This window comes from Burkholderia pyrrocinia (assembly GCF_018417535.1).
Taxonomy (GTDB): Bacteria; Pseudomonadota; Gammaproteobacteria; order Burkholderiales; family Burkholderiaceae; genus Burkholderia; species Burkholderia pyrrocinia_E.
On the sequence record NZ_CP070977.1, the window covers coordinates 906,489 to 928,000 of the forward strand.

Here is a 21,512-nt window from a genome sequence, read left to right on the forward strand (position 1 = left end):
CGGGCTAATGAAAGGGAGTCGAGGCCATGAATGCACCGAACCTGCGTGACGAAATCTTCAAGGGCTGCACGCGCCCGGCGATGTTGTTTGGGGTTCCGATCGTGCCGTTTGTCGTCACGGTCGGCGCGATTCTCATCGCCGGCATGTGGACGTTTATCGTGTCGTCTGCTGCGGCGATGATCGTGCTGTCGCTGATGATTCCGGCGCTGTTCGCGATGCGCATGGTGACGCGTAGTGACGACCAACGGCTTCGGCAGCGTTTCATGGCCTTGCGGATGCGTCTATCACAGCGTAACGGAAAGTTCTGGGGGGCGAGTTCGTACTCGCCGACCCGGACGAAGAAGCGTAAGAGCGGCGAACCGGCTTCGAAGTTCGAAGCCGAAGCCGCGCGCGAAGTGATGGTCGCCGATTTTGTACCGTACTCGTCACATCTGACGGACACGGTTATTCGGACGCGCGAAGGCGACTACCTGCGGCTGTTCCGGCTCGAGGGGATTCCGTTCGAATCCGCCGACCCGATGGAGCTCCTCGCGCGTCATGAAGGTTTCAATAGCCTGGTGCGCAGCTTCGCGACGGGCAACGTCGCGCTGTGGTCACATCGTATCGGCCGCCAGGTTGCAGACCGCTTTGACTCGCAGTACGCGAACGAACGGATCGACGAGGTCGCACGGAACTACTACGACGGGCTCGAGCAATACCGGATGATGGCGCGCGACCAGTATCTGGCGGTGATCTACCGGCCAGTACGTTCGAAAGTCGGTCGCGCGCTTAAGCGCGGAGGGTTGCGCACGCTGGAGACGATTCGCGAGGACGAGCGCGCGGCGATCAAGGTGCTGGACGACGTCGGTCGCGACGTGATGGCCAGCCTGAAGCGCTACAAGCCCGAGCCGCTCGCGACGTACCAGCACAACGGGCGCACGTTTTCACGGGCGCTGGAGTTCCTCGGGTATCTCGTGAACGGGGTATGGGAGCGCGTGCCGGTGCCGAGCGGAAAGATCTCGGACGCGTTGCCGACCTCTCGCCTGTTCTTCGGGGGCGAGAAGCTGGAAATCCGGACGTCCGACGGCCGCCGCCGGTACGGCGTAATGCTGGACCTGAAGGATTACCCGGAGAATTCGGAGCCCGGTATGCTCAACGGCCTGCTGTACGGCCAGTTCGACTACATCGAAACACAGAGTTTTTCGATCCTGGACCGGGCGAGTGCGAAGGATGCGCTGGAACGCCAGCGCGGCCACCTGATCGCGAGCGAGGATGCGGCGAGTTCGCAGATCGCAGCGATGCACCAGGCGCTCAACGACCTGATCAACGGCACGTTCGTGCTGGGCGAGTACCACTACTCGCTGGCGGTGTTCGGCGATACGCCGGCGGAGGCGGAGCGGGCCGCGTCGACCGCGCGGGCGATTTTGCAGGAGGCCGGATTCCAGGCGGCAATGGTCGATCTCGTCGCAGATTCGGCGTGGTTCGCGCAACTGCCGGCGAACTGGCGGTACCGGCCGCGCGAGGCGAAGCTCAGTTCGCGCAATTTCTGCGGGCTGTCCTGCTTCCACAACTTCCCGTCGGGCAAGCGCAACGGAAACCCGTGGGGGGAGGCGATCGCGATTCTCAAGTCGCCGAGCGGGCAGCCGGTGTATCTGAACTGCCACGTGACGCCGGAAGATCAGGATTCGTTTGACCGGATGGCGCTCGCGCACACAGTGCTGATCGGCCAGGCGGGCTCGGGCAAGACCGCGCTCGAGATGTTCATCCTCATCATGCTCACGAAGTACGGCGCGTCGATCGCACTGTACGACAAGGACCGTGGCTGCGAGATCGCGATTCGCTGGATGGGCGGCACGTATCTGGTGATGAAGCGTGGCGATTCGACCGAGCTGAACCCGTTCTGGCTCGATCCGACACCTCAGAACGTCGACTTCTGGGCACGCCTCGTGACGAAGCTGGTCGAGCGCCCGAATCGGCCGCTCAGGACGAAGGATGAGACGGATATCTGGACGGCGGTATCGGCAGTGGCTGGGATGCCGCGTGAGGTTCGGCGCCTGTCGATGGTGTGGCAATTGTTGCCGAAGGACGGCGAGGACAGCCTGCACGAGCGCCTGGCGAAATGGTGCCGGCCGGGCAAGCTCGGCTGGGTACTGGACAACGCGACGGACAAGGTCGCGGCGTCGATCGCGAACTGCAAGATCTTCGGGTTCGACGACACCGATCTGATCGACGATCCGGAGATTGCGCCGATCGTGACGATGACGATGCTGCATTACACGGATCTGAAGATCGACGGCAACCGGTTCGTGGTGGTGTTGGCTGAGTTCTGGAAACGGCTGCAGAGCGATGTGTACACGGCATTCGCGGAAGACATGCAACGCACGGGCCGAAAGGAAAACACTTTCGCGATCTACGACACGCAGTCGCCGTCCGAAGTGATCGCAAGCCGTGCGGCGAAGGCCCTGATCGGCCAAATGGCGACGGAAATCTACCTGCCGAACCCGAAAGCGGACGAAAAGGACTACATCGACGGTTTCAAGCTGACGCGTGCCGAGTTCGACATCGTGCGCAGCCTGGGCGAGAACAGCCGGCGTTTCCTCGTGAAGCAGGGCTCGCGCTCGTTCGTCGCCACGCTCGACCTGTCTGGTCTGAGAGCGGGCGACGGTGACGCAATCGACATCCTGTCGGGCTCGAAGGACAACGTCGAGCTGCTCGACGACGTCCGGCAGGAAGTCGGCGATGACCCGCAGACCTGGCTTCCTGTGTTTCAACGGAGGCTCGCAGAGCGGCGTGCGATGGAGCGTCGCGAGAAGTATCTGGGCCGTGCCGAACAGGTGTCACCTGCGACGAGGAGGGCGTGATGGCGACAACGACAGGTGTGTTCTCGATGATCGGAACCGGGATCGAGAGCGGCATTGGGGCTTACGTCACGTCGACGTCGGCGGCGCTGTCGAGCGCGTTGGTGCCAGTCGTGACCACGGCGGTGACGCTGTGGATCATGGCGTATGGATTTGCGGTGATGCGCGGCGACGCGTCGGAGTCGATCCCAACGTTCTCGTGGCGGGCGGCAAAGATCGCGATGTTCCTCGCCGTTGCGCTCGGTAGCGGCATCTATCAAAGCACGGTTCTGAATGACGTCCAGACTGGCACGGCTGCGCTGGCGCAGACGATCTCGCAAGCCGGCGGTGGCATGTGCGCGACGAGCGCGAATGTATCCGGATCGTCGGCCAGCAGTGTCTATACAGCACTTGATTGTTATGACGCAGCGATAGGCGCGATCGCGAGCCAGGATATTACGCGCGCCACACAGGCAGGTGCAACGCAGTTCGGTGCGGCGCTGGGCTACTTGATGAGCGCCGTCATCGTAAGCATCGGTGGTGGTGTCTTTCTAGTCGTGTGCTCATTCGAAACAGTGCTCGCGCGCGTTTTTCTCGATCTCGTGCTGGGACTGGGGCCGATCTTCATCGCGTGCGCTGCCTTCGAGCCTTCACGTCGATATTTCGACGCATGGGTCGGCAAGGTCGTCACGTATTGCCTGCTGCAGGTATTGATCGCTGCGTTTCTGGGGATGGCGCTGTCGGTGTTTTCAAGTGAGGTGCAATCGTTGACAGGCTTGTCATCTGCACCGGCCGCAGATAACGGTGGTAACGCCTTTGCGAGTTTTTCGAACCTGGTGTTTGGCAGTTCGGGATCGGCGACCACGACCGACGATCAGTACTTCGTCAGCGCGCTCGGGATGCTGGCGACGGGGATCTTTCTTGCAATGTTGTGCTGGCAATTGCCATCGATCGCGTCGGCGCTCGGCGGCGGCAGCGCCGTGTCAGGCATAGGCGCATTCGCGGCCGGTGTCGGGAGCCGCGGACTGCCCGGAGCGGTGGGCAAGATCGCAGGCGGAATCGGCGGCCTCGGCCAGAACCTCGGCGGCAAGCTGCCGTGGAATCGGGGAGGTGGCGGCGGCAGTGTTTCGAGTGGCGGTGGCGGAGGAGGTGCCGGACTGCGCCCGGCCTATCAACGCATCGTGATGGACAACCTGAACCGGCCCGGTGCCGATTCGTAGTCGAGGGTATGGAGGTAAGCATGTTCAAGAATCGTATCAAACGGAGCGCGATGGCAGTGGCAATTGCGTGCTCGATTGGGCTCGCGGCCGTGCCGCAGACGTTCGCGCAAGGCATCCCGGTGTTCGACGCGGCGTCTGTCGCGCAAATGCTGCTCACTGTTCAGAACCTGCAACAGCAGGTTCAACAAGCGATCGCGCAGTACAACGCGCTCACGGGCATGCGCGGCTTCGCCCTCATTGGCAGCCTGCTCAATAACCCGGTGATCGCGCAGTCGCTGCCGTCCGGCTGGCAGAACATCTATACGGCCATCCAGAATGGCGGTTACTCAGGTCTGACAGGGGCTGCGCAGGCGCTGCGGGCGGCGAGCCAGATCTACAACTGCGAGAACCAGTCGGGTGTCGATCAGCAGATTTGCCAGCGCGCGCTGAACAAGCCGTTCCAAGACAAGGCGCTGGCATTGCAGGCATACCAGACCGAACTGAGCGAGCTAACCGAGATCCAGAATCTCGTTCAGCAGATCCAGCAAACGCAGGATCCGAAGGGTATCGCGGAGCTTCAGGCGCGCATTCAGGGCGAACAGGCAGCGGTGCAACAGGAAACGACCAAGCTGCAACTGTTCCGAATGATGGCCGACACCGAAGACAAGCTGATCGCCGAGCAGCAGCACGAGCTGGACCTGAAGCGCGCGTCGAGCACGCAGCGTGCCCAGGACCGCCTGCAGTCGGTGACCTTCAACTGACAGAGGCAGTGATGAAGGGATTTATTTCAACTTCTATTTTCGTAGTCCTTATTGCAGCGTTGCTGCCTGGCTGTAGCAGCACGCCGAAGCCGCCGCCGCTGCCGGATGGACACCATCGCGTGCCGGTCAACGCGACGCAAACCGGAGGTCAGTCGTGAGCGTATTCAAAAACAAGCCATCGGCGCTCGACTGGGAGGCGTCGGCCGTCCAGATGCGCGACCAGTCGGAACGGCGCGCATGGCGAGTCGCGGTGGGCGCATGTGCAGTCGCGATCGCTTGTGCGGCCGCTTTGGCTGTCATGACGCCGTTTTACCGCAACGTGCCGATCCCGATCGAGGTCGACAAGCTCACGGGCGATGCCCAGGTGCTCGACGTGCTGGATGCCCAGCACGTGCCGGTTGCCCAGGTCATCGACAAGCATTGGTTGACGACGTATGTCCAGATGCGCGAACGGTACTACTGGCCATTCTTGCAGATGGACTACGACGCGGTGCGCGCGATGAGCGACGGCCAGGCGCTGAAGGATTACGACGCGATTTACACCGGCCCAAACTCGCTCGATCAGCAGCTCGGCGCCGACGTGCAGCGGCGCATCAAGATCCTGGCGACGACGCTGCCGCCGGGCGAGCCGGGCCGCGCGGTGGTGCGGTTCATGCGCACGACGACCGATCATGGCGAAACGGGGCAACCGACGTGTTTCGTGGCGACGATCGCATACAGGTATCAGCCGAAGATCCTTCGCTCAGAGAAGGATGCGACGACGAACCCGCTCGGATTCAAGGTGACGGCGTACAGCCGCGACGCCGACTATGGCTTCTGCGGTGACGGTCCTGCACCGACACCCGCGAAATCGCCGTCGGTGGCTACCAGTCTGCCGGTTGCATCGTCGGTACCGGCCGTGACTGGCGCCGCGGGCGCATCGGTTCGGATCGAGTCGCCGGCGGCATCGGTTGTCTCGGCTCAGAAGGGGGCACGGCCATGATGCGCGCACGGATTGTTCATGAATGGGCGCTGGCAGTTGCAGTGGCAGTCGCAGCACTTGCGAGTGCGCATGTGCTCGCAGCGCAGGTGCCGGGTTACCAGGGCGACAGTCGGGTGCGGCAGGTGCGCTATGACTCGGCAGAAGTCGTGCGGGTCTATACGCAGCGCGGGATCGGCACGCAAATCGTGCTGGGCCGTGCCGAGAAGATCGTGATGGCAGCGATGGGCGATAACGCCGATGCGGCGAGCTGCACGCAAACCGCGCAAAACGGTGGCGGTCAGCAGGTGGCCGTTGCTGACTGGCGAATTGCGGCGTGCAAGGGCGACTCGGTGATTTTTCTGAAACCGGGCCTGCACGCCCACGATACGAACCTGATCGTCCACACGGATCGCCGCGACTACTCATTCGATCTCGTCGTGCTGCCGCTGAAGTCGAAATTCGGCAACAGCGACGTGATGTATCGCGTGACGTTCTCGTACCCGGACGACGCCGCAGCGGCAGCTTCTGCCGCGGGCGCGGTGCGTCTCATCGCGCAGCGGGAGGCCGCAGTGCCCGCGAAGCGGAACGAAGCGTACTCGATGCAGGCGGTGCCGCATTCGGATGACATCGAGCCGTCAGCGGTGTGGGACGACGGGCGCTTCACGTACATCACGATCCCCGACAACCGCAAGGTCCCGACGGTGTTCCGGCTCGCGGACGACGGCACCGAGCACGTGCCGGACAAGCATATGGACGGCGACACGATCGTCGTACACGAGGTCGCGAAGCAATGGGTGCTGCGTCTGGGAGACGAAGCGATCGAGATCTGGAACAACGCGTTCGATCTGAACGGCGTGCCGCCCGTGGATGGCACGACGGTGCCGGGCGTGGCGCGCGTATTGAAGGGTGGCGAGCATGAGTGACGAAATCCATCGCCTCCCGCCGGAGGCAGGCAGTAACGCGCTACACGACGAGCCTGTTCAGGAAACGCCATCTCACGAAAGCGAAATCGGGCGCGGGGAAGCGGCGCATGCGGATCTCTACGATTCGCCGCCGTCGCCGCAGGTCGAGACGACGCATGCCGCGGCCCCGGCGAGCGGCCACGAATCGCCGTCGGCCGAGGCGAAGTTTGCACCGACTCACCCGGACCATCCGACATCGCCGGATCAGCCGGACGGATTTCCGGATCTGGCGCGCCCGAGGTCTTCAGGCGCTGGCGCTGGATGGCGTCGTAGCCTGATGTGGTTGGGTTTTGCGGTGGTTGTGATAGGTGGCGCAGTGTGGTCGGTGCACCGGGTGATCACGCAGCACCAGGCCGACGTCAAGCACGAGCGCGACGTGACCGCCAACGCGTCGAATGGTGGCCGCTCGTTCGACCCGACGCCCCCGGCAACGCCGACTGGCGCGTCGGCGCCGGTCGGCACGGCGACCGGGGCTGTGCCGGTACCGCCGGTGACGCAGGGCCAGACGGGGGGGCAGGTTGTCGCGTCGCAACCGGGGACGGCTGCGGCACCGGTGCAGATGGCGGCACCGCACGAGACGGCAAGCTGGTACGACGCTGGGCTGATGATCGGCGCAGGCAGTTCGACGCTTGAAACGCCGAGCGCATCCCAGAGCCAGGGCTTGTCGACGACGGCTTCGTCAAGCACGAGCGTGCAGGGTGGCCTTGCCGCGGCCTTGACGGCGACGCCGCTTCACGCGGTACAGGCAACGACGTTCGCGAACCGCGACCTGTTGCTGTCGGCTGGCGCCAAGATTCCGTGCGGTGGCGATACGGCGTTCGATTCGACGTTCGCGGGCGTCAGCACGTGCACGGTCAGCTCCGACGTGTATTCGGACACGGGCCATGTGCTGTTGATCGAGCGCGGCTCGACGGTCAACACGGAGTTCCGGTCGCTGCCGGCGCAGGGGCAGCGACGGGTGTTCATCCTGTCCGCGCGCATCAAGACGCCGCACGGTGTGGTGGTGCAGATCGACTCTCCGGCGGCTGACGCACTGGGCCGGATGGGCATCGACGGCGATGTGAACAACCACTGGGGCGAGCGGATCGGTGCTGCTCTCCTGTTGGCGCTGGTTCAGGACTCGATTGGCTATCTGGCGTCGCGTAGCAGTAGTGGATCGAGCGGGACGGTGGTGTTCCAGAACACGCAGCAGACCGGCAACGACATGGCAGGCAAGGTGCTGAACAGCACGATCAACCTGCCGCCGACGATCTCGAAGAACCAGGGGGCCGATTTCCTGATCGTGCTGGCGCGCGATCTGGACTTCAGCAGCGTGTACCAGCTGGAGGCGAAATGAACGCGCCGATGCCGCCTGTGAAGTTCGACGACGTCGACGAGCGCCTGCCGGCGGATGCCGCGCTACGCGTGCTGATGCCGGAAATCGCGCAGTTGCTGGCGATGGACGGCATCACGGAGCTGGTGATCAACGATGCGGGACGGGCACTGACGGAGACGGAGACGGGTTGGCTGGTGCATGAGGTGCGGGAACTGACGCACGAACGGCTCGAGGCGATCGCAGTCGCGGTGGCGACGTTCACGAGTCAGGGGATCTCGGCGCACCGGCCGATCCTGTCGGCGCTCTTGCCCGATGACGAGCGGATCCAGATCGTGGTGCCGCCGGCGGTGCCGGCGCGCAGGATTTCTTTCACGATCCGCAAGCCTACCTCGTCGATTATCGAACTACCGGTGTACGAGGCGCGCGGTGTGTTCGAGGGCACGGTATGGCGGCGTCCCGCAGGCCTCGACCGAGTATGGAACGCACTGAGCCCGGTTGATCGCGAACTGGTCGAATTGCTCGAGGCGAAGCGATTCGTTGAGTTTTTCATACAAGCCGTGCGCGAGCGCAAGAACATCGTGCCGGTCGGAGACACGGGCTCAGGCAAGACGACCTTTACGAAGTCGCTGTCGCTGCACATTGGCACGACGGAGCGCGTGGTCACGATCGAGGATGTGCGCGAGCTGTTTCTGGGGCACCTGCAGAACGTGGTGAATCTGCTGTACAGCAAGGGCGGACAAGGCCAGGCGAAGGTGACCCCGGCGGACCTCATTGCATGCTCGATGCGCATGAAGCCGGATCGGGTGCTGCTCGCCGAGCTGCGGGGAGCAGAGGCGTTCGATTTCCTGAAGCTGATGACGACGGGCCACGAAGGCTCGCTTTGCACATATCACGCGCGCTCGCCGGCGGTGGCGCTCGAGCGCTTCGCGCTGATGGCAAAGGAGCACCCGGAGGCACAGAGCTACGACGATGCCGCGCTCAAGCGCTTGCTGATGCTGACGGTGGACGTGATCGCGCATCTCGAGGCGAAGCCAGTCTATGACGAATACGGGCTCCAGACCGGCAAGAAGCGACGGATGACGGAGATCTGGTTCGATCCGGTGAAGAAACTCGAAGCGTCGTATGCGTGAGGAATGAGCGGAATGGATGAATTCGATCAGGCTTCCGAGCTGGAGGAGGCCGAGCGCGCCAGGGGGATTGCAGCGGTGTTGGCCGCGCAGGGGGCCGGCGAATCGGCGCATGAATGTATCGGCTGTGGCGAGCCTATTCCGCAGGCGCGCCGGGAGGCGGTGATGGGGTGCCGGTATTGCGTGGTGTGCCAGAGCCGCCGTGAGCGGGTGGGCCGGCGAATGAGCCGGTAAAAGAGGGTCCCGCATTCCGAAGACCGTGGCAGGGAAGCGGAATGCGGGACTTGACGGAGAGGGCCAGTCCTGACGGACGGGCCAATGGCAACCCGTTTTCCGGGCGGCCTTAACGTTATGGATGGGTATTGTAATGAAAACTCTGAAGGAACGCCGACGGACGGCGGTTGCGGCGGCGATTGGTGGGGTGATCGCAGTGTGGGCGGGCACTGCGAATGCGCAATTTGTCTGCATCAGCGCCAGCACTGGGCAGGCTGGCGCAACCGCCACGTATGCGACCGATGTCGCGTGTGGCACGAATGCTGTTGCAAATGGCAGCAGTACCACCGCGAATGGGGAAGCAACGGCTTTCGGTAATGGCGCAAGCGCAACCTCTTTCGGTGCAACGGCCATAGGTGATGGCGCTAGCGCATCGGCTGTCAGTGATGTCGCCATCGGCAACGGCGCAACTGCCAATTCGAAGACCTATGGGAATGGTACCAGCGCGGTTGCGATCGGCAGTGCCGTGGCTCAAGGAGCCGCATCGGTGGCGATCGGCGAGAGCGCGAATGCTAACGGCGACCATGCCGTCGTAGTCGGGAACGGGCAAGCGAATGGTACTGGCGCCGTGTCGATCGGTGGTGCATTTGCAAACGCGGCCGAGTCGACAGCATTGGGACACTTCTCGTTCGCGAACAACGCGGACGATGTCGCGCTCGGATCCTACTCGAGGACGACGGCACCGCATACGGGCACCACCGGATTGTACGGCGTCACTGCGGCAGGTACGCCGGACAGCGTCGTGTCGGTTGGTTCTGCAAGTGGTGTCGTGTTGCAACGCCAGATTCAAAACGTTGCTCCGGGCGTGATCAGTGCGACCAGCATGGACGCGATCAATGGCAGTCAGCTGTATTCGGTTGCACAGGGGGTGAATGCGCTCGGTGCATCGACGGCTTCTGCGCTCGGCGGTGGCTCGACCTTCAACACGGCGACCGGCCAGATCAGCGCACCGTCGTACCCGGTGTACGGCACGGCCTACACGAACGTTGGCAGTGCGATCGCTGCGCTGCAGTCGGGCAGCCCGGTGCAGTACACGGCGGCGGCCGGCAGCACCACGCCGCTCGCGGCCGGTTCGGCGCCGACCAACAGTGTCACGCTGGTCGGGGCGGGCGGTGCATCAGCCAATACGACGCCGGTGACGCTCTCGAACGTCGCGCCGGGCGTGGCGGCGACGGATGCGGTCGACGTGCAGCAGCTGAACACCGCGGTGGCGAACGCGGGTGCGCACTATTACAGCGTCAATGACGGCGGCACGCAGGGCGCGAATTACGCGAACACGGGGGCGACCGGCACCAACGCGCTCGCGGCCGGCGTTGGCGCGACGGCGGCCGGTGCGTCGGCGAGTGCGATTGGCGCGAACGCGGACGCCGTGAATGCGAACGACGTCGCGCTCGGCTCGGGATCCGTCACGGCCGCGCCGGATACGGGCACGACCGCGCTGTATGGTGAAACGGCCGCGGGCACTGCGATGTCGGTCGTTTCCATCGGCGCCGCCGGCAGCGAACGGCAGCTCACGAATGTCGCGCCGGGCGTGATCAGTGCGACGAGCACCGACGCGATCAACGGTAGCCAGCTCTGGTCGGTTGCGCAGGGCGTCAACAGCCTTGGCGCGGGCGTCGCTTCAGCGCTAGGTGGCGGCGCTGCGTTCAACACTTCGACGGGCGTCTTCACGATGCCGTCGTACACGGTCCAAGGCACGACGTACAGCAATGTGGGCGCGGCGCTGTCGGGCCTCGACGCGGCGGTCACGACCGCGCAGAACACCGCGAACCAGGCGCTGTCGATCGCGAACAACAGCGTGCAGTACGACCCGTCGAAGGCGGGCACAGGCAGCACCACGACCGGTACCGGGGGCGGCACCAGCGTCACGCTCAATCCGAGCGGCACCGCGGCCGGTGTTCACAACGTCGCGGCCGGTGCGCTCACGTCGACCAGCACCGATGCTGTCAATGGCAGCCAGCTCTACGCGACCAACCAGAACGTGACGAACGTGCAGACGAGCGTCACGAACCTGACGAACGCAGTGACGAACGGCACGATCGGCATCGTACAGCAGCAGGGCGGCTCGAGCGCGCCGATCACGGTCGGCGCACAGACGGGCGGCACGCAGGTGAACGTCGCGGGCACGGCGGGCGATCGCCGGATCTCGGGCGTCGCAGCGGGTGTCGCCAACGACGACGCAGTCAATGTGAGCCAGCTGAACAACGCGGTCCAGCAGGCGACGTCGGGTGCCGTCAACCAGGCCAACGCGTACACGAACCAGCAGGTTTCGGGCCTGAGCCGCCGGCTCGATGCGCTCGGCGCCGAAGCAATGGCGGCCTCCTCGCTGATGCCGAACGCACGGGCGGAAGGCAACGTGCAGCTCGCGGCGGCAGCCGGCACGTACGGCGGCGCTACGGCGCTGGCGCTCGGCGCGAACGTGTGGCTGTCGGACCGCGTGCTCGTAAACGCGCACGTCGCGCAGTCGACGGGCTCGGGCGGGCGTTTCGGTGCGTCGGTTGGCGCGACGATCGGTTTCTAACCCACCCTCGAAATTCTGACGGGTTCGCAGGTGTGTGCCGCACGACGCGCCGGCGGGCCGGGAGACTGACATGAAACGTACGCTCATGACGGGCGGAATGGTGGCAGCGATGACCGTGATGGTCGTGGCGTCAGCGCCGGCGTTTGCCAGCATCTCGCGAGATGCTGACGCGCTCGTGCCGGCCGCGCGGTCCGTTGCGGATCCGTACTCGCGCGGTCTGGCGCAGGGCTGGCTCGAAATTGCTGCGCGCCAGGATCGCGAGGTGCTGGTTTCGCACACCTACAACGACGCGGCACCGAAGGCACTGCAAAACGCGAAGCATTTCATCGACGGCAGCGTGCCGTTCGCGCAGATCTATGACACGAAGCACTGGCCTGTCGGCGACCGGCCGGATTGGACCTCTGCGCTGCGTGAAATCGAGCGCGTCGACGAACGTGCGGCGCAGTCGCCGTGCAAGGGGGAATCGGCGGGAAGGTTGGCCGCATTGACCGACGAAGCCTGGAAAGAACAGGACGAAACGCACGGCACGCGCTGGGTGCATGGCTGGACGCAGATAGAAAGCGTCCAAAAACTAGCGCAGCTGGTTGATCGCGAGCTCGACGCGTGTCGTCCGGTGCCGCCGAAGTCGGCGCCCGAACCGGTCGTGCTGTCCGCCGACGCGCTATTTGCGTTCGATAGCGCGGACCTGACGCCGGAGGGCGAGCAGGTGGTTACAGGTCTGGCGGAGCGACTGAAGCCGCTTACCCATCGCATCGTGAAGGTGACGGGCTATACCGACCGGATGGGTGGCGATCGGTATAACGCGGCGCTGTCGTGGCGACGGGGGCAGGCGGTTGCGCAGGCGTTGATCGCGGCAGGCATCGAGGCGGGCAACGTCCAGGTATGGGGCATGGGCAGCTCCAACCCGGTGGTCGATTGCCCGGGACCGCAGTCCGATTCGGTGATCGCGTGCCTCGCGCCAAACCGTCGTGTGACGGTTCAGTCGGAGGACGAAGCGAGCGTGCCGTCGCATCTGACTCCCGCGCAGATGCAGCAGATGCAGCAACTGATGCTACGGCTGCGCGTGATGGGGGGCTATGGCCCGTGGGACTGAAGGATCCGGTGATACGGACCACCTTGATGTGACTGGGGCGTTCGACGGCGCGATGAAGCGGGCGGGCACGGGGTCGTACGCGGTGTTTAACCAGGGAATGGAATTGAAGCGGAGGACAGGATGGCGCGCGAACAGGTGACGAGCCGGCAGGCATTGAGGTTTGGCTATAACCCGGTCACGGGATGGTTGATGGAGTTGAACGATCGAACGAAGGCCGCGCTTGACGAAGTGCGCAAGCAGTTCGACGAAGACGATTGGAAGCATGGCTTCACCGGCAACCGCGGCGTGACGACGGAAGCGCGGCGGATGCTCGAGGAGCGAGGCGTCGCGGGCGAGCGGCTCACCGGGCGGATCGTTGCGGCGTACTACGCCGAGAGCCAGGATGAGGTCCGCAAGCTGACGTATCCGTACGTGCGGGTGAAGCTCGTCGACGGCGCTGAAGGCTATCTGGTGTCGTTCGGTTTGCACACCGGCCCCGCCCGCATGCTGATCCAGAAGCTGCTCGCGGTGAAGCCGGGGCAGGTCGTGACACTGGCCGCGTTCGGCAAGCTGAACGACGAGGGCTATGCGAATCACGCGGCGAGCCTGAAGGACGAAGCGGGTGAGGAGATCAAGGGGCCGGGCGGCCTGTTCAAAGCGGCCGAGGCGGTTGCCCAGGAAAAGATCGCGGCGCTCAAGGCGCAGGGGATGGACGACCGCGAGCTGATCGCGCGCGCGCGGGCGCAGGCGTATCTGGAGTTTCATCGCCAGTTGCTCGAGGACAGCGTGATGCCGGCGTTCAAGGCGTATGCGGACAACGCGCGAGCGGAAGCCGGGCCGGCTCAGGATCCGCCGCCCGAGCTGGAGGCGGCGACGGCGAAGGATGGATACGCCTATGGCGGAGACGGCGGATTCGACGAGATGCCGGACGACGTGCCGTTCTAGGAGGGTTGACCAACCGTTGAATATCGGAAATGTCGGCTAATTGAAAAGGACTGCTAATAATGAAGGCGAAAGGATGGTGGGTAGCGCTGGCGCTGATCGTGCCCCTTGCGGCCCAGGCGGGCGGCCTGCTGGGATGGATGGTGGCACCGACGCAAACGCAGGCGAGCGCGCCTGGGACGACGGCGTCCGGCGCGGTGTCGATTGAGGTCGGGTTTTCACCGGACGGCAGCGCGCAGGCATTGGTGTTGAAGACGATTGGGAGCGCGCGCTCGTCGATCCGCCTGGCGGCGTACTCGTTCACGTCGCCGGAGGTGGTGCGCGCGCTGATCGATGCGAAGCGTCGCGGCGTGGATGTCGCGGCGGTGGTCGACGAGAAGAACAACTTGCGCGAGGACCGATCGGGCAAGGCGCGTGCCGCATTGAATCTGTTGGTCAACGCCGGCATTCCGACGCGCACGATCAGCGTGTACCCGATTCACCACGACAAGTACTTCGTCGTCGACGGTCTGGATGTCGAGACGGGGTCGTTCAATTACAGCGAGGCGGCCGCGCGCCGCAACAGCGAGAACGCGCTCGTGATCTGGCGGGATCCGGCGCTTGCGAAGGCATATCTGGACCACTGGCAAAGCCGCTGGGCACAGGGCATCGACTACCGGTCGTCGTACTGAGCCAACGGTGAGGGTTTTCGGGAGCGCAAAGACATGATGACCGAACGGATGGGGCAGTGGTGGTATCGGCTGAGCGGGCAGCGGGATCGGGACGCGGTGTCGCTGTTGAAACCGGGCGTGGTGGTCGGCCGGCGGGGGCGGCACGGGTACGAAGTGCTCGGCGGTACCGCTCACGTGCTGGTCGAAGGTCAGTGCCGCTCGGGCAAGGGCGTGGGCGTCGTCATTCCGACGCTACTCGCGTGGCCGGATTCGGCGTTCGTGATGACGGCTCATCGCGAATTAATTGACGCGACAGCGGGCTGGCGCGCGTCGCTGGGCGATGTCTATGTCGTCGATCCGTACGACCGGGAAGACCGCACGCACCGCTACAACGCGCTCGACGACGTGCGACGGGATCGAGCGAGGTCGGATTGCCGCGAGATTGCGAATGCGCTTCTCGGTGACTGGGACGACAAGGAACGCTTCTGGCGGGACCAGATCGTCGACCTGTTCGCCGCGCTGGCGTTGTATCTGCGCGAAGAACGCGATCGACTCGGCGACGCGGCCCGGCCGGTCACGATCGGTGAGATCCGGCGCCTGCTGACAAATCCGTCGCTCAGAGAGTGGCTGTGGGATGAGCTTCTCGCCAGCGTCGCCTTCGAGCAGGCCGGTGACCAGTTATGGGGTGAGATGTTGAGCAATCTTATACGCAACGTTGACGAATCGTCATGGGAATGGTTCCGGAGTGTGTGGCTGACGATGCTGGCGCCGTGGGGCGACCCTCGGATCGACGCTGCGACGTCCGCATCGGATTTCAGTCTGATTGACGGGACCCAGCGTCAAACCGTGTACCTGAACCGGAATGCTATTGCGCACGAGCGGACTGCTCCACTTGCCCGGTTGATGGCGTCGCGTCTCGCGGCGCGCGAACCGGCTGCTGCGCATTGCCCGTGCCTCGCGGTGTTCGACGACGCGATATTGCTGCGGACGGCTGACTATGCGGACTATCTGAATGCCTGGACGAAGTGCCTTGTACGCGCCGTCACGGTTATTCAGGCAGACGAGCAGCTCGATCACGCGTTTGGTCCCGCTGCCGCGCGGGTGCGCGCTGCACACCGGGACCGGGTTCGGTGCGGACTGGCCCACCCGCCGGCCGTGCGGCGGGTTCTGGTGCAGGCCGGCAACGATGAGTGGAAGTGGATCGATGCGATCGGCTACTTCTCGGAACCGCTGTTGAACGAGCGGTCGGCGTTGCGGGCACCGCAGGGGCCCTTGCCGGCGGCCGCGCAGGGCTACCCGGTCGAACCGGGCGCTCGCATGAATATCCCGGATCAGTTCTCGGTCCTCGCTGACGATGCGACGACGGCAGGCTCGTCCGCATCTGACACCTGATAGGAGACCGCGATGATTTACGAAGGTTCGCCGTCCCTCGCGCTGGTGGTTCCTGGAGCGTTTGGGGCTGCGCTTGTTGGTGTTGTGGTGGCAGCAACCGCGGCGATTGCGAGCGGGCTGGGCGTGGAGATGGCCTGGGGCGTGGCGCAGATGATTTTCTTGTTGCTCGCGTTAAGCCTTGCAGTGCGGATCGTCCATCTGCTGACGTGCCGCATCGAGATCGACGACGCGCGCATGAGGGTGACGACGGGGCTCATCGTGCGTGAGGTGTGCAGCCTGGAACTGTTCCGCATCCAGAACGTGTGGTCGGTGACGCGCTGGTGGCAGGGCGCGTTCGGCATCGGCGAGCTCGTGATCGAGACGAGCGATGCGCGACATCCGGTCTGGAATCTGCCCGGCCTTCGTCACCCCGAAACGCTCCGTGACATGTTGAACGCGATCGCGGTCGAGCTGCGTACGTCGCGCGGCATCGGCGAAGTGAATCTGGGGGCGATCTAGGAGAGAGGCGATGAAAACCCCTGACATGAAGGCTTGGTGGGGCTCGAGCGGCCGCGTGATGACGATTGCACTCGGCGTGCTCGCCGTGCTGGCGATCGAGACGGTGGTCGCGCTCTGGCTCGCCGGATTCGTGTTCTTCGCGCTCGCGCGGCACAACCCGTTCCTGGCGGGCGGCTTCGGTTACGTCGACGCGCTCACCGATTGGTCGCATGGGCTGCTCGACGGTTACGGAAAGCGCCTCGTGATCGCGGGTGCGATCGGAGGACTGGTCACGTATGTCGGTCCGTTGGCGGTGGTCGGCGTGCTGCGCGCCCAATCCGGAAAACGCGAATTGCACGGCAGCGCCCGTTTTGCGAACGAGCGTGAAATCCGCAAGGCAGGACTGCTATGAGTATCAAATCTACCCCGGTGTCGGAGAAGCCCGGCATCGTTGTCGGCGTATGGCGTGGCCGCTACCTGCGCTTCTGTACGCAACAGTTTGTGCTGTTGTCGGCGCCGACGCGTTCGGGCAAGGGTGTCGGTATCGTAATTCCGAATCTGCTGTCGTATGAACACTCGGCCGTGGTGCTCGACACGAAGCAGGAGAACTACAACATCACGGCGGGATTTCGCGCCAGGCACGGGCAGGAAGTGCACCTGTTCAACCCGTTCGCCGAAGATTTCCGCACGGCTCGGTACAACCCGCTGTCGGCGATCGACCGGCGGCCCGAGGACCGGCACCCGGATAAGCGCGGCGGGCCTGTCAATCCGGAACACGACAAGGTATTCCGTGTCGGTGACATCCTCGCGATCGGCTATGCACTGTATCCGACAGGCGGCCACGACTCATTCTGGAACGACTCGGCGCGCAACCTGTTCCTGGGCCTCACGTTAATGCTGTTCGAACTGCGCGATGCACGGCGTGACCGTACCCATCCCGAGCTGGCGATTCCGGACTATCCGGTGACGATGGGCGAAGTCCTGCGTCAGTCGTCCGGCAAGGGACAGCCGATCAAGCAGTATCTGGCCGGCGTGATCGCGAAGTACGGCGCTGTGCTGTCCGGCTCGTGCGTGGATGCACTGAACCGCTTTATCGCGAACGACGACAAGGTGCTCGCGAGCATCCAGGGCACATTCAACGCGCCGCTTACGATCTGGGCGAATCCGATCGTCGACGCGGCGACGAGCGCGAACGATTTCGATTTGCGCGATGTCCGTCGCAAGAAAATGACGGTGTATCTGGGCGTCACACCCGATCACCTCGATGACGCCAAGGTGCTGCTGAACCTGATGTTCTCGCAGCTCGTGAACCTGAACACGAAGGCGCTGCCGCAGGACAATCCCGAACTGAAGTACCAGTGTCTGCTGCTGATGGACGAATTCACGGCGATCGGCAAGGTCGGGATCATTGCCAAGGCAATTTCGTACATGGCGGGCTACAACATGCGGCTGCTGGCGATTATCCAGTCGATGTCGCAGCTCGAGTCGACGTATGGCCGCGAGGATGCGCGCACGTTCGCGACGAACTGTGCGATGCAGATCCTGTATCCGCCGCGTGAGCAGAAGGACGCGAACGAGTATTCGGAGATGCTGGGCTATTTGACCGAGAAATCCGCGAGCGTCAGTCGTCCGCGCGGCTGGTCGAGCCGCGGCGGTGGTCCGAGTGAGAGTGTGTCCGATCAGCGCCGCGCGTTGATGTTGCCGCAGGAGTTGAAGGAACTGGGGCAAGAGAAGGAAATCATCATGCTCGAGAACACCAAGCCGATCCTGGCCGACAAGATTGTTTACTACAAGGATCCGGTGTTCACGAGTCGCCTGATGTCGGCGCCGGCGGTGAAGCTGCTTGATGTGATGGGTTATCAGGCGCGTGTCGAGCATCGCGTGCGCGATTTGCTGCGCACCGAGATCGACGATCAGGGACGGCTCTCAGTGCCGATTGAGTACCTCGAAATTCTCGCCGAGACCGATGTGCGGGATTTACCGCAGGCACGCGACGACCTGGACGACGATGACATTGCGGGGTATGTCGAACATCACTTCTCGTTGCTCGGCGTGCCGCAATCGCCGCTGCACCGTGCGCTTGGCCTGGAGGAGATGGACGCGGCGCTGAGCAGCGTCGACGTGTCGACCGCGCCGGTGCAGCTCGATGCGGCGCTCGCGGACGCGCTCGGCAGTGAGTTCTTCGGCGGCGAAATCGAGGAGGAGTCGTCGGGGCCCACGCTGGAGATGCCGCGCCGGTTCGGCCGTGACGTCGACAACGACGATGAAGGCTCGGATTTTGCGATACCGCTGCACGACAACGATGATCTGAGCGTCGCAGTGCTCGCTGCGGCGCCGCGCAAGCGCTCGTCGCGTGGCAAGTCGGCGTCCAGCCGCAAGGGAGGCTGACATGCGGCCGGGCAACGATCGGTGGGAACCCCTGTATGGGAACGAGCAGGCCGTGCGTGCGGCACTGTCCTATATCCCGGCGCACGATCGTGACACATGGGTACGCATGGCGTACGCGGTGAAACACGGGCTCGGTGAGTCGGGCAAGGATATCTGGGAGAGCTGGAGCCAGACGGCCGAGAACTACGACCGGAAGGCGGCGCTGGCGGTGTGGCGCTCCGTCAAGAACCCGACCGGCAGCGTGTCGTTGTCGACGTTGTTCTGGGAGGCGTCGCGCCACGGATTTGATCCGGCGCATGAGCTGGGCGCGATCGCGGTCAATCCGCAGGAGCTTGAACGCCGGCGCGCTGAGCGTGCCTCGCGCGACGCGACCGAGGCAGCGAAGCTGAAAGCCCGGCAGGCATCAGCGGCCCGCACGGCTGTCGACGTATGGACGGTGTCGACACCGGCCGGGGCCGATCATCCATACCTCGCGCGAAAGGGTGTCGCGCCGACGTCGACATTGCGTGAAATTGACGCCGCGGACCTCAAGCGCGTCGCGGGCTACGCGCCGAAGAGCGACGGCGTGCCGCTACAGGGCCGTGTGCTGGTCGCGCCGGTGAAGGTTGACGGCCTTGTGTCGACGATCGAGTTTATCGACGGGTCAGGGCGCAAGTCGGCGCTGTCGAATGGCGTGAAGTCGGGCGGTTACTGGGCGAGCGGACCGCTAGGCGACGCGGTGAGCGCTGGTCGGCCGATCCTGATCGGAGAGGGTGTCGCGACGGTCGGGACCGCCCGCGATGCGACGGGTGGAACGGCTGTGGCCGCACTGACTTGCTACAACCTGCCGAAGGTCGCGAAGGCGATCCGCCGACAGTACCCGGACGCTGACCTGGTGATTCTGGCCGATCGCGGTAACGGTCAGAAGGATGCCGAGCGTGCCGCGCGCGAGACCGGCGCGCGCCTGGCGGTTCCCGAGTTCGGTCCCGACGAGTGGATCGACAGTCAACGTCCGACCGATTTCAACGACCTGGGGCGGCTGCGCGGACACGCTGCTGTCGCGCAGGCTGTCGCGCAGGCCCGGCCGCTCGATGCCGAGCTGGCGCCGGCGTTGCCCCAGCGCGTCGAGATCCGCGATCACGCCGATAACGTCCTGTACGCGCGCGAATCTGCGCCGAGTGTCGCAGCCGCGGTCGAATCGGCCGTCGCGGAGGGGGTGTCGCTGAAGGGGGCCGCGCTCGCGAAAACCAATCTCGACGATACGAATCTGGCCGGCGCCGACCTGGCGTATGCAGATCTGCGGGAGGTGAGCCTGCGCAATGCGGACCTGCAGCGATCGAGCTTGCGCGGTGCGGATATGTCGGGGGCAAATCTGAGTGGCACGGAACTGGACGGCGCCGACCTGGAGGGGACGAATCTGACGGGTATCTCGCGTGACTCAGTGATGCGTGAAGACGTCGTGCACGTCCAGAGCGGTAGTGCGGATTTCGGCACGGAAATGGTGAACGTCAAGGGAGGTTCGAAGGATTGGAATGATCGGCTCAAGGCGATGCGCGAGGTGATCGACGAACGTACGGAGCGACGCGAAGCGTTACCCGATCACCTTCGCGACGCCGCGGTCATGCTGTTGGAAGGGCCGGGCTTTGACTTTGCGTTGCAGGACCGGCCTGGTTCGATGTGGGCCGCGCTGAAGGCGGTCGAAGCGCTCACGAAGCACGATCGGTTGATCGAGCCGTACGCGGTTAATCCGTTTCGCGAGTCACGGCTGCGCGATATGTACGACATCGGCCGAGCGAAACGGGGCCCAGATGTGGCGACGGTGTCGGACAGCAGTGCGAATAGAGATGGTGCGGGATTGTCCCGGCCGAGTGTACCGGGTGGTGGACGTCCGGTGGATAAAGTGAAGGAGAGCGAAATGAGTGATGTAACGAAGGAAAAGGCGGAAAAACCGGCTCGGAGCAAGAAGGCTGCGCCGGAGAAGGTCCAACAGGCGCCTACTCAGGCGCCCGCCGCGGTGGTGCCCGCCCCGGCCGCACCGGCCCCGCAGGAGAAGCCCGCGCCGGAGCAGCCTGCTGCGACTGGGAGGCGTGAGGCTGGTGCTCACCTTTACGATCTGAAGGACGTACCGACTGAAATCAAGGCGGCCGCGCAGCAGCGTTTCGGGATGGATCTCAGGATGGGTACGCCGCGCGAGAACGCGACGTATCGGGGAGAGGCGTACAACACCGATCGCTATCTGGTGCAGGAAGTCGCGCCGCGCAGTGTCGTATTCCACAAGAAGGAGGGCATGGAGTTCGTCGACAACCGCCTGAAGTGGTGCAACGAGAATCAGAAGCTGAACGGTGCCGACATCACGGTCGGGTACGACGCAGACAAGGCGAAGGTGTTCCCGTACGACCGTCAGCGCGACCAGTTCGAGAAGGCGGTCGCGTCGCTGAAGAAGTCGAGCAAGGAACTCGGCCTCGGCGAGGACTTTGACAAGAAGCTCGACCAGGCGAAGGAGGCGTCGTGGGATCGCGTGAAGGAGGCGCGTAAGACGGCGCTTGAGGCGGCGAAGGAGAGGCGGGCGCAGGCGCAGCCGGCGAGTCCGACGCAAGCGGGCCCGGACCGGTAAACGGTCGGCGATGGCGAGCAGGGTAGCCCCGGCGCGGCTTGTCGCGCCGCGGCATCGAGAGCA

The 21,512-nt window shown here is 64.4% G+C and carries 17 protein-coding genes; all 17 read left to right on the plus strand.

Annotated elements, in window-relative coordinates; genetic code table 11:
- The first annotated feature begins 26 nt into the window (after positions 1-26).
- The 17 genes from JYG32_RS04355 to JYG32_RS04435 all read left to right on the plus strand — a co-directional run bounded on the left by JYG32_RS04355 (position 27) and on the right by JYG32_RS04435 (position 21,449).
- On the plus strand, positions 27-2,840 hold the full coding sequence (locus JYG32_RS04355) for a VirB4 family type IV secretion/conjugal transfer ATPase (RefSeq protein WP_213264767.1): 2,814 nt from the start codon (positions 27-29) through the stop codon (positions 2,838-2,840).
- Positions 2,840-4,036 carry a type IV secretion system protein gene (locus JYG32_RS04360; RefSeq protein WP_213264768.1) on the plus strand — a complete coding sequence of 399 codons (1,197 nt, stop codon included), beginning with the start codon at positions 2,840-2,842 and terminating at the stop codon, positions 4,034-4,036. Before JYG32_RS04355 ends, JYG32_RS04360 begins: the two co-directional genes overlap by 1 nt.
- A gap of 20 nt (positions 4,037-4,056) precedes the next feature.
- On the plus strand, positions 4,057-4,776 hold the full coding sequence (gene virB5, locus JYG32_RS04365; RefSeq protein ID WP_213264769.1) for a P-type DNA transfer protein VirB5: 720 nt from the start codon (positions 4,057-4,059) through the stop codon (positions 4,774-4,776).
- Between the two features lie 211 nt (positions 4,777-4,987).
- Positions 4,988-5,758: a virB8 family protein gene (locus JYG32_RS04370; protein WP_213265372.1), complete on the plus strand. Its 771-nt coding sequence runs from the start codon at positions 4,988-4,990 to the stop codon at positions 5,756-5,758.
- Positions 5,759-5,799: 41 nt separating this feature from the next.
- Positions 5,800-6,660: a TrbG/VirB9 family P-type conjugative transfer protein gene (locus JYG32_RS04375; protein ID WP_249744580.1), complete on the plus strand. Its 861-nt coding sequence runs from the start codon at positions 5,800-5,802 to the stop codon at positions 6,658-6,660.
- On the plus strand, positions 6,653-8,035 hold the full coding sequence (gene virB10, locus JYG32_RS38830) for a type IV secretion system protein VirB10 (protein WP_249744581.1): 1,383 nt from the start codon (positions 6,653-6,655) through the stop codon (positions 8,033-8,035). Before JYG32_RS04375 ends, virB10 begins: the two co-directional genes overlap by 8 nt.
- Before the next feature lie 74 nt (positions 8,036-8,109).
- Positions 8,110-9,144, plus strand: coding sequence for a P-type DNA transfer ATPase VirB11 (gene virB11, locus JYG32_RS04385; protein ID WP_249744618.1), 1,035 nt, complete (start codon positions 8,110-8,112; stop codon positions 9,142-9,144).
- Between the two features lie 12 nt (positions 9,145-9,156).
- Positions 9,157-9,375, plus strand: coding sequence for a TraR/DksA C4-type zinc finger protein (locus tag JYG32_RS04390; protein ID WP_213264771.1), 219 nt, complete (start codon positions 9,157-9,159; stop codon positions 9,373-9,375).
- 862 nt (positions 9,376-10,237) lie between these two features.
- A complete protein-coding gene (locus JYG32_RS04395; protein WP_249744582.1) occupies positions 10,238-11,935 on the plus strand; it encodes a YadA-like family protein in 1,698 nt (565 codons plus the stop codon).
- A gap of 70 nt (positions 11,936-12,005) precedes the next feature.
- Complete coding sequence (locus JYG32_RS04400) at positions 12,006-13,028, plus strand: OmpA family protein (protein ID WP_213264773.1); 1,023 nt, start codon at positions 12,006-12,008, stop codon at positions 13,026-13,028.
- A 120-nt stretch (positions 13,029-13,148) separates the two neighbouring features.
- A complete protein-coding gene (locus tag JYG32_RS04405; protein WP_213264774.1) occupies positions 13,149-13,952 on the plus strand; it encodes a hypothetical protein in 804 nt (267 codons plus the stop codon).
- Between the two features lie 137 nt (positions 13,953-14,089).
- Positions 14,090-14,620, plus strand: coding sequence for a phospholipase D family protein (locus tag JYG32_RS04410; protein ID WP_433960848.1), 531 nt, complete (start codon positions 14,090-14,092; stop codon positions 14,618-14,620).
- A gap of 33 nt (positions 14,621-14,653) precedes the next feature.
- Positions 14,654-15,991 (plus strand): type IV secretory system conjugative DNA transfer family protein, encoded by a 1,338-nt coding sequence (locus tag JYG32_RS04415; RefSeq protein ID WP_213264776.1) that lies wholly within the window; start codon positions 14,654-14,656, stop codon positions 15,989-15,991.
- 12 nt (positions 15,992-16,003) lie between these two features.
- The gene (locus tag JYG32_RS04420; protein ID WP_213264777.1) at positions 16,004-16,489 is read left to right on the plus strand and encodes a PH domain-containing protein; all 486 of its coding nucleotides are present in this window, start codon (positions 16,004-16,006) and stop codon (positions 16,487-16,489) included.
- A 10-nt stretch (positions 16,490-16,499) separates the two neighbouring features.
- On the plus strand, positions 16,500-16,880 hold the full coding sequence (locus JYG32_RS04425; protein WP_213264778.1) for a hypothetical protein: 381 nt from the start codon (positions 16,500-16,502) through the stop codon (positions 16,878-16,880).
- Positions 16,877-18,856 (plus strand): type IV secretory system conjugative DNA transfer family protein, encoded by a 1,980-nt coding sequence (locus JYG32_RS04430; protein ID WP_213264779.1) that lies wholly within the window; start codon positions 16,877-16,879, stop codon positions 18,854-18,856. Before JYG32_RS04425 ends, JYG32_RS04430 begins: the two co-directional genes overlap by 4 nt.
- A 1-nt stretch (position 18,857) precedes the next feature.
- Positions 18,858-21,449, plus strand: a complete 2,592-nt coding sequence (locus tag JYG32_RS04435) for a pentapeptide repeat-containing protein (RefSeq protein WP_213264780.1) — start codon at positions 18,858-18,860, stop codon at positions 21,447-21,449.
- Positions 21,450-21,512: the final 63 nt, after the last annotated feature.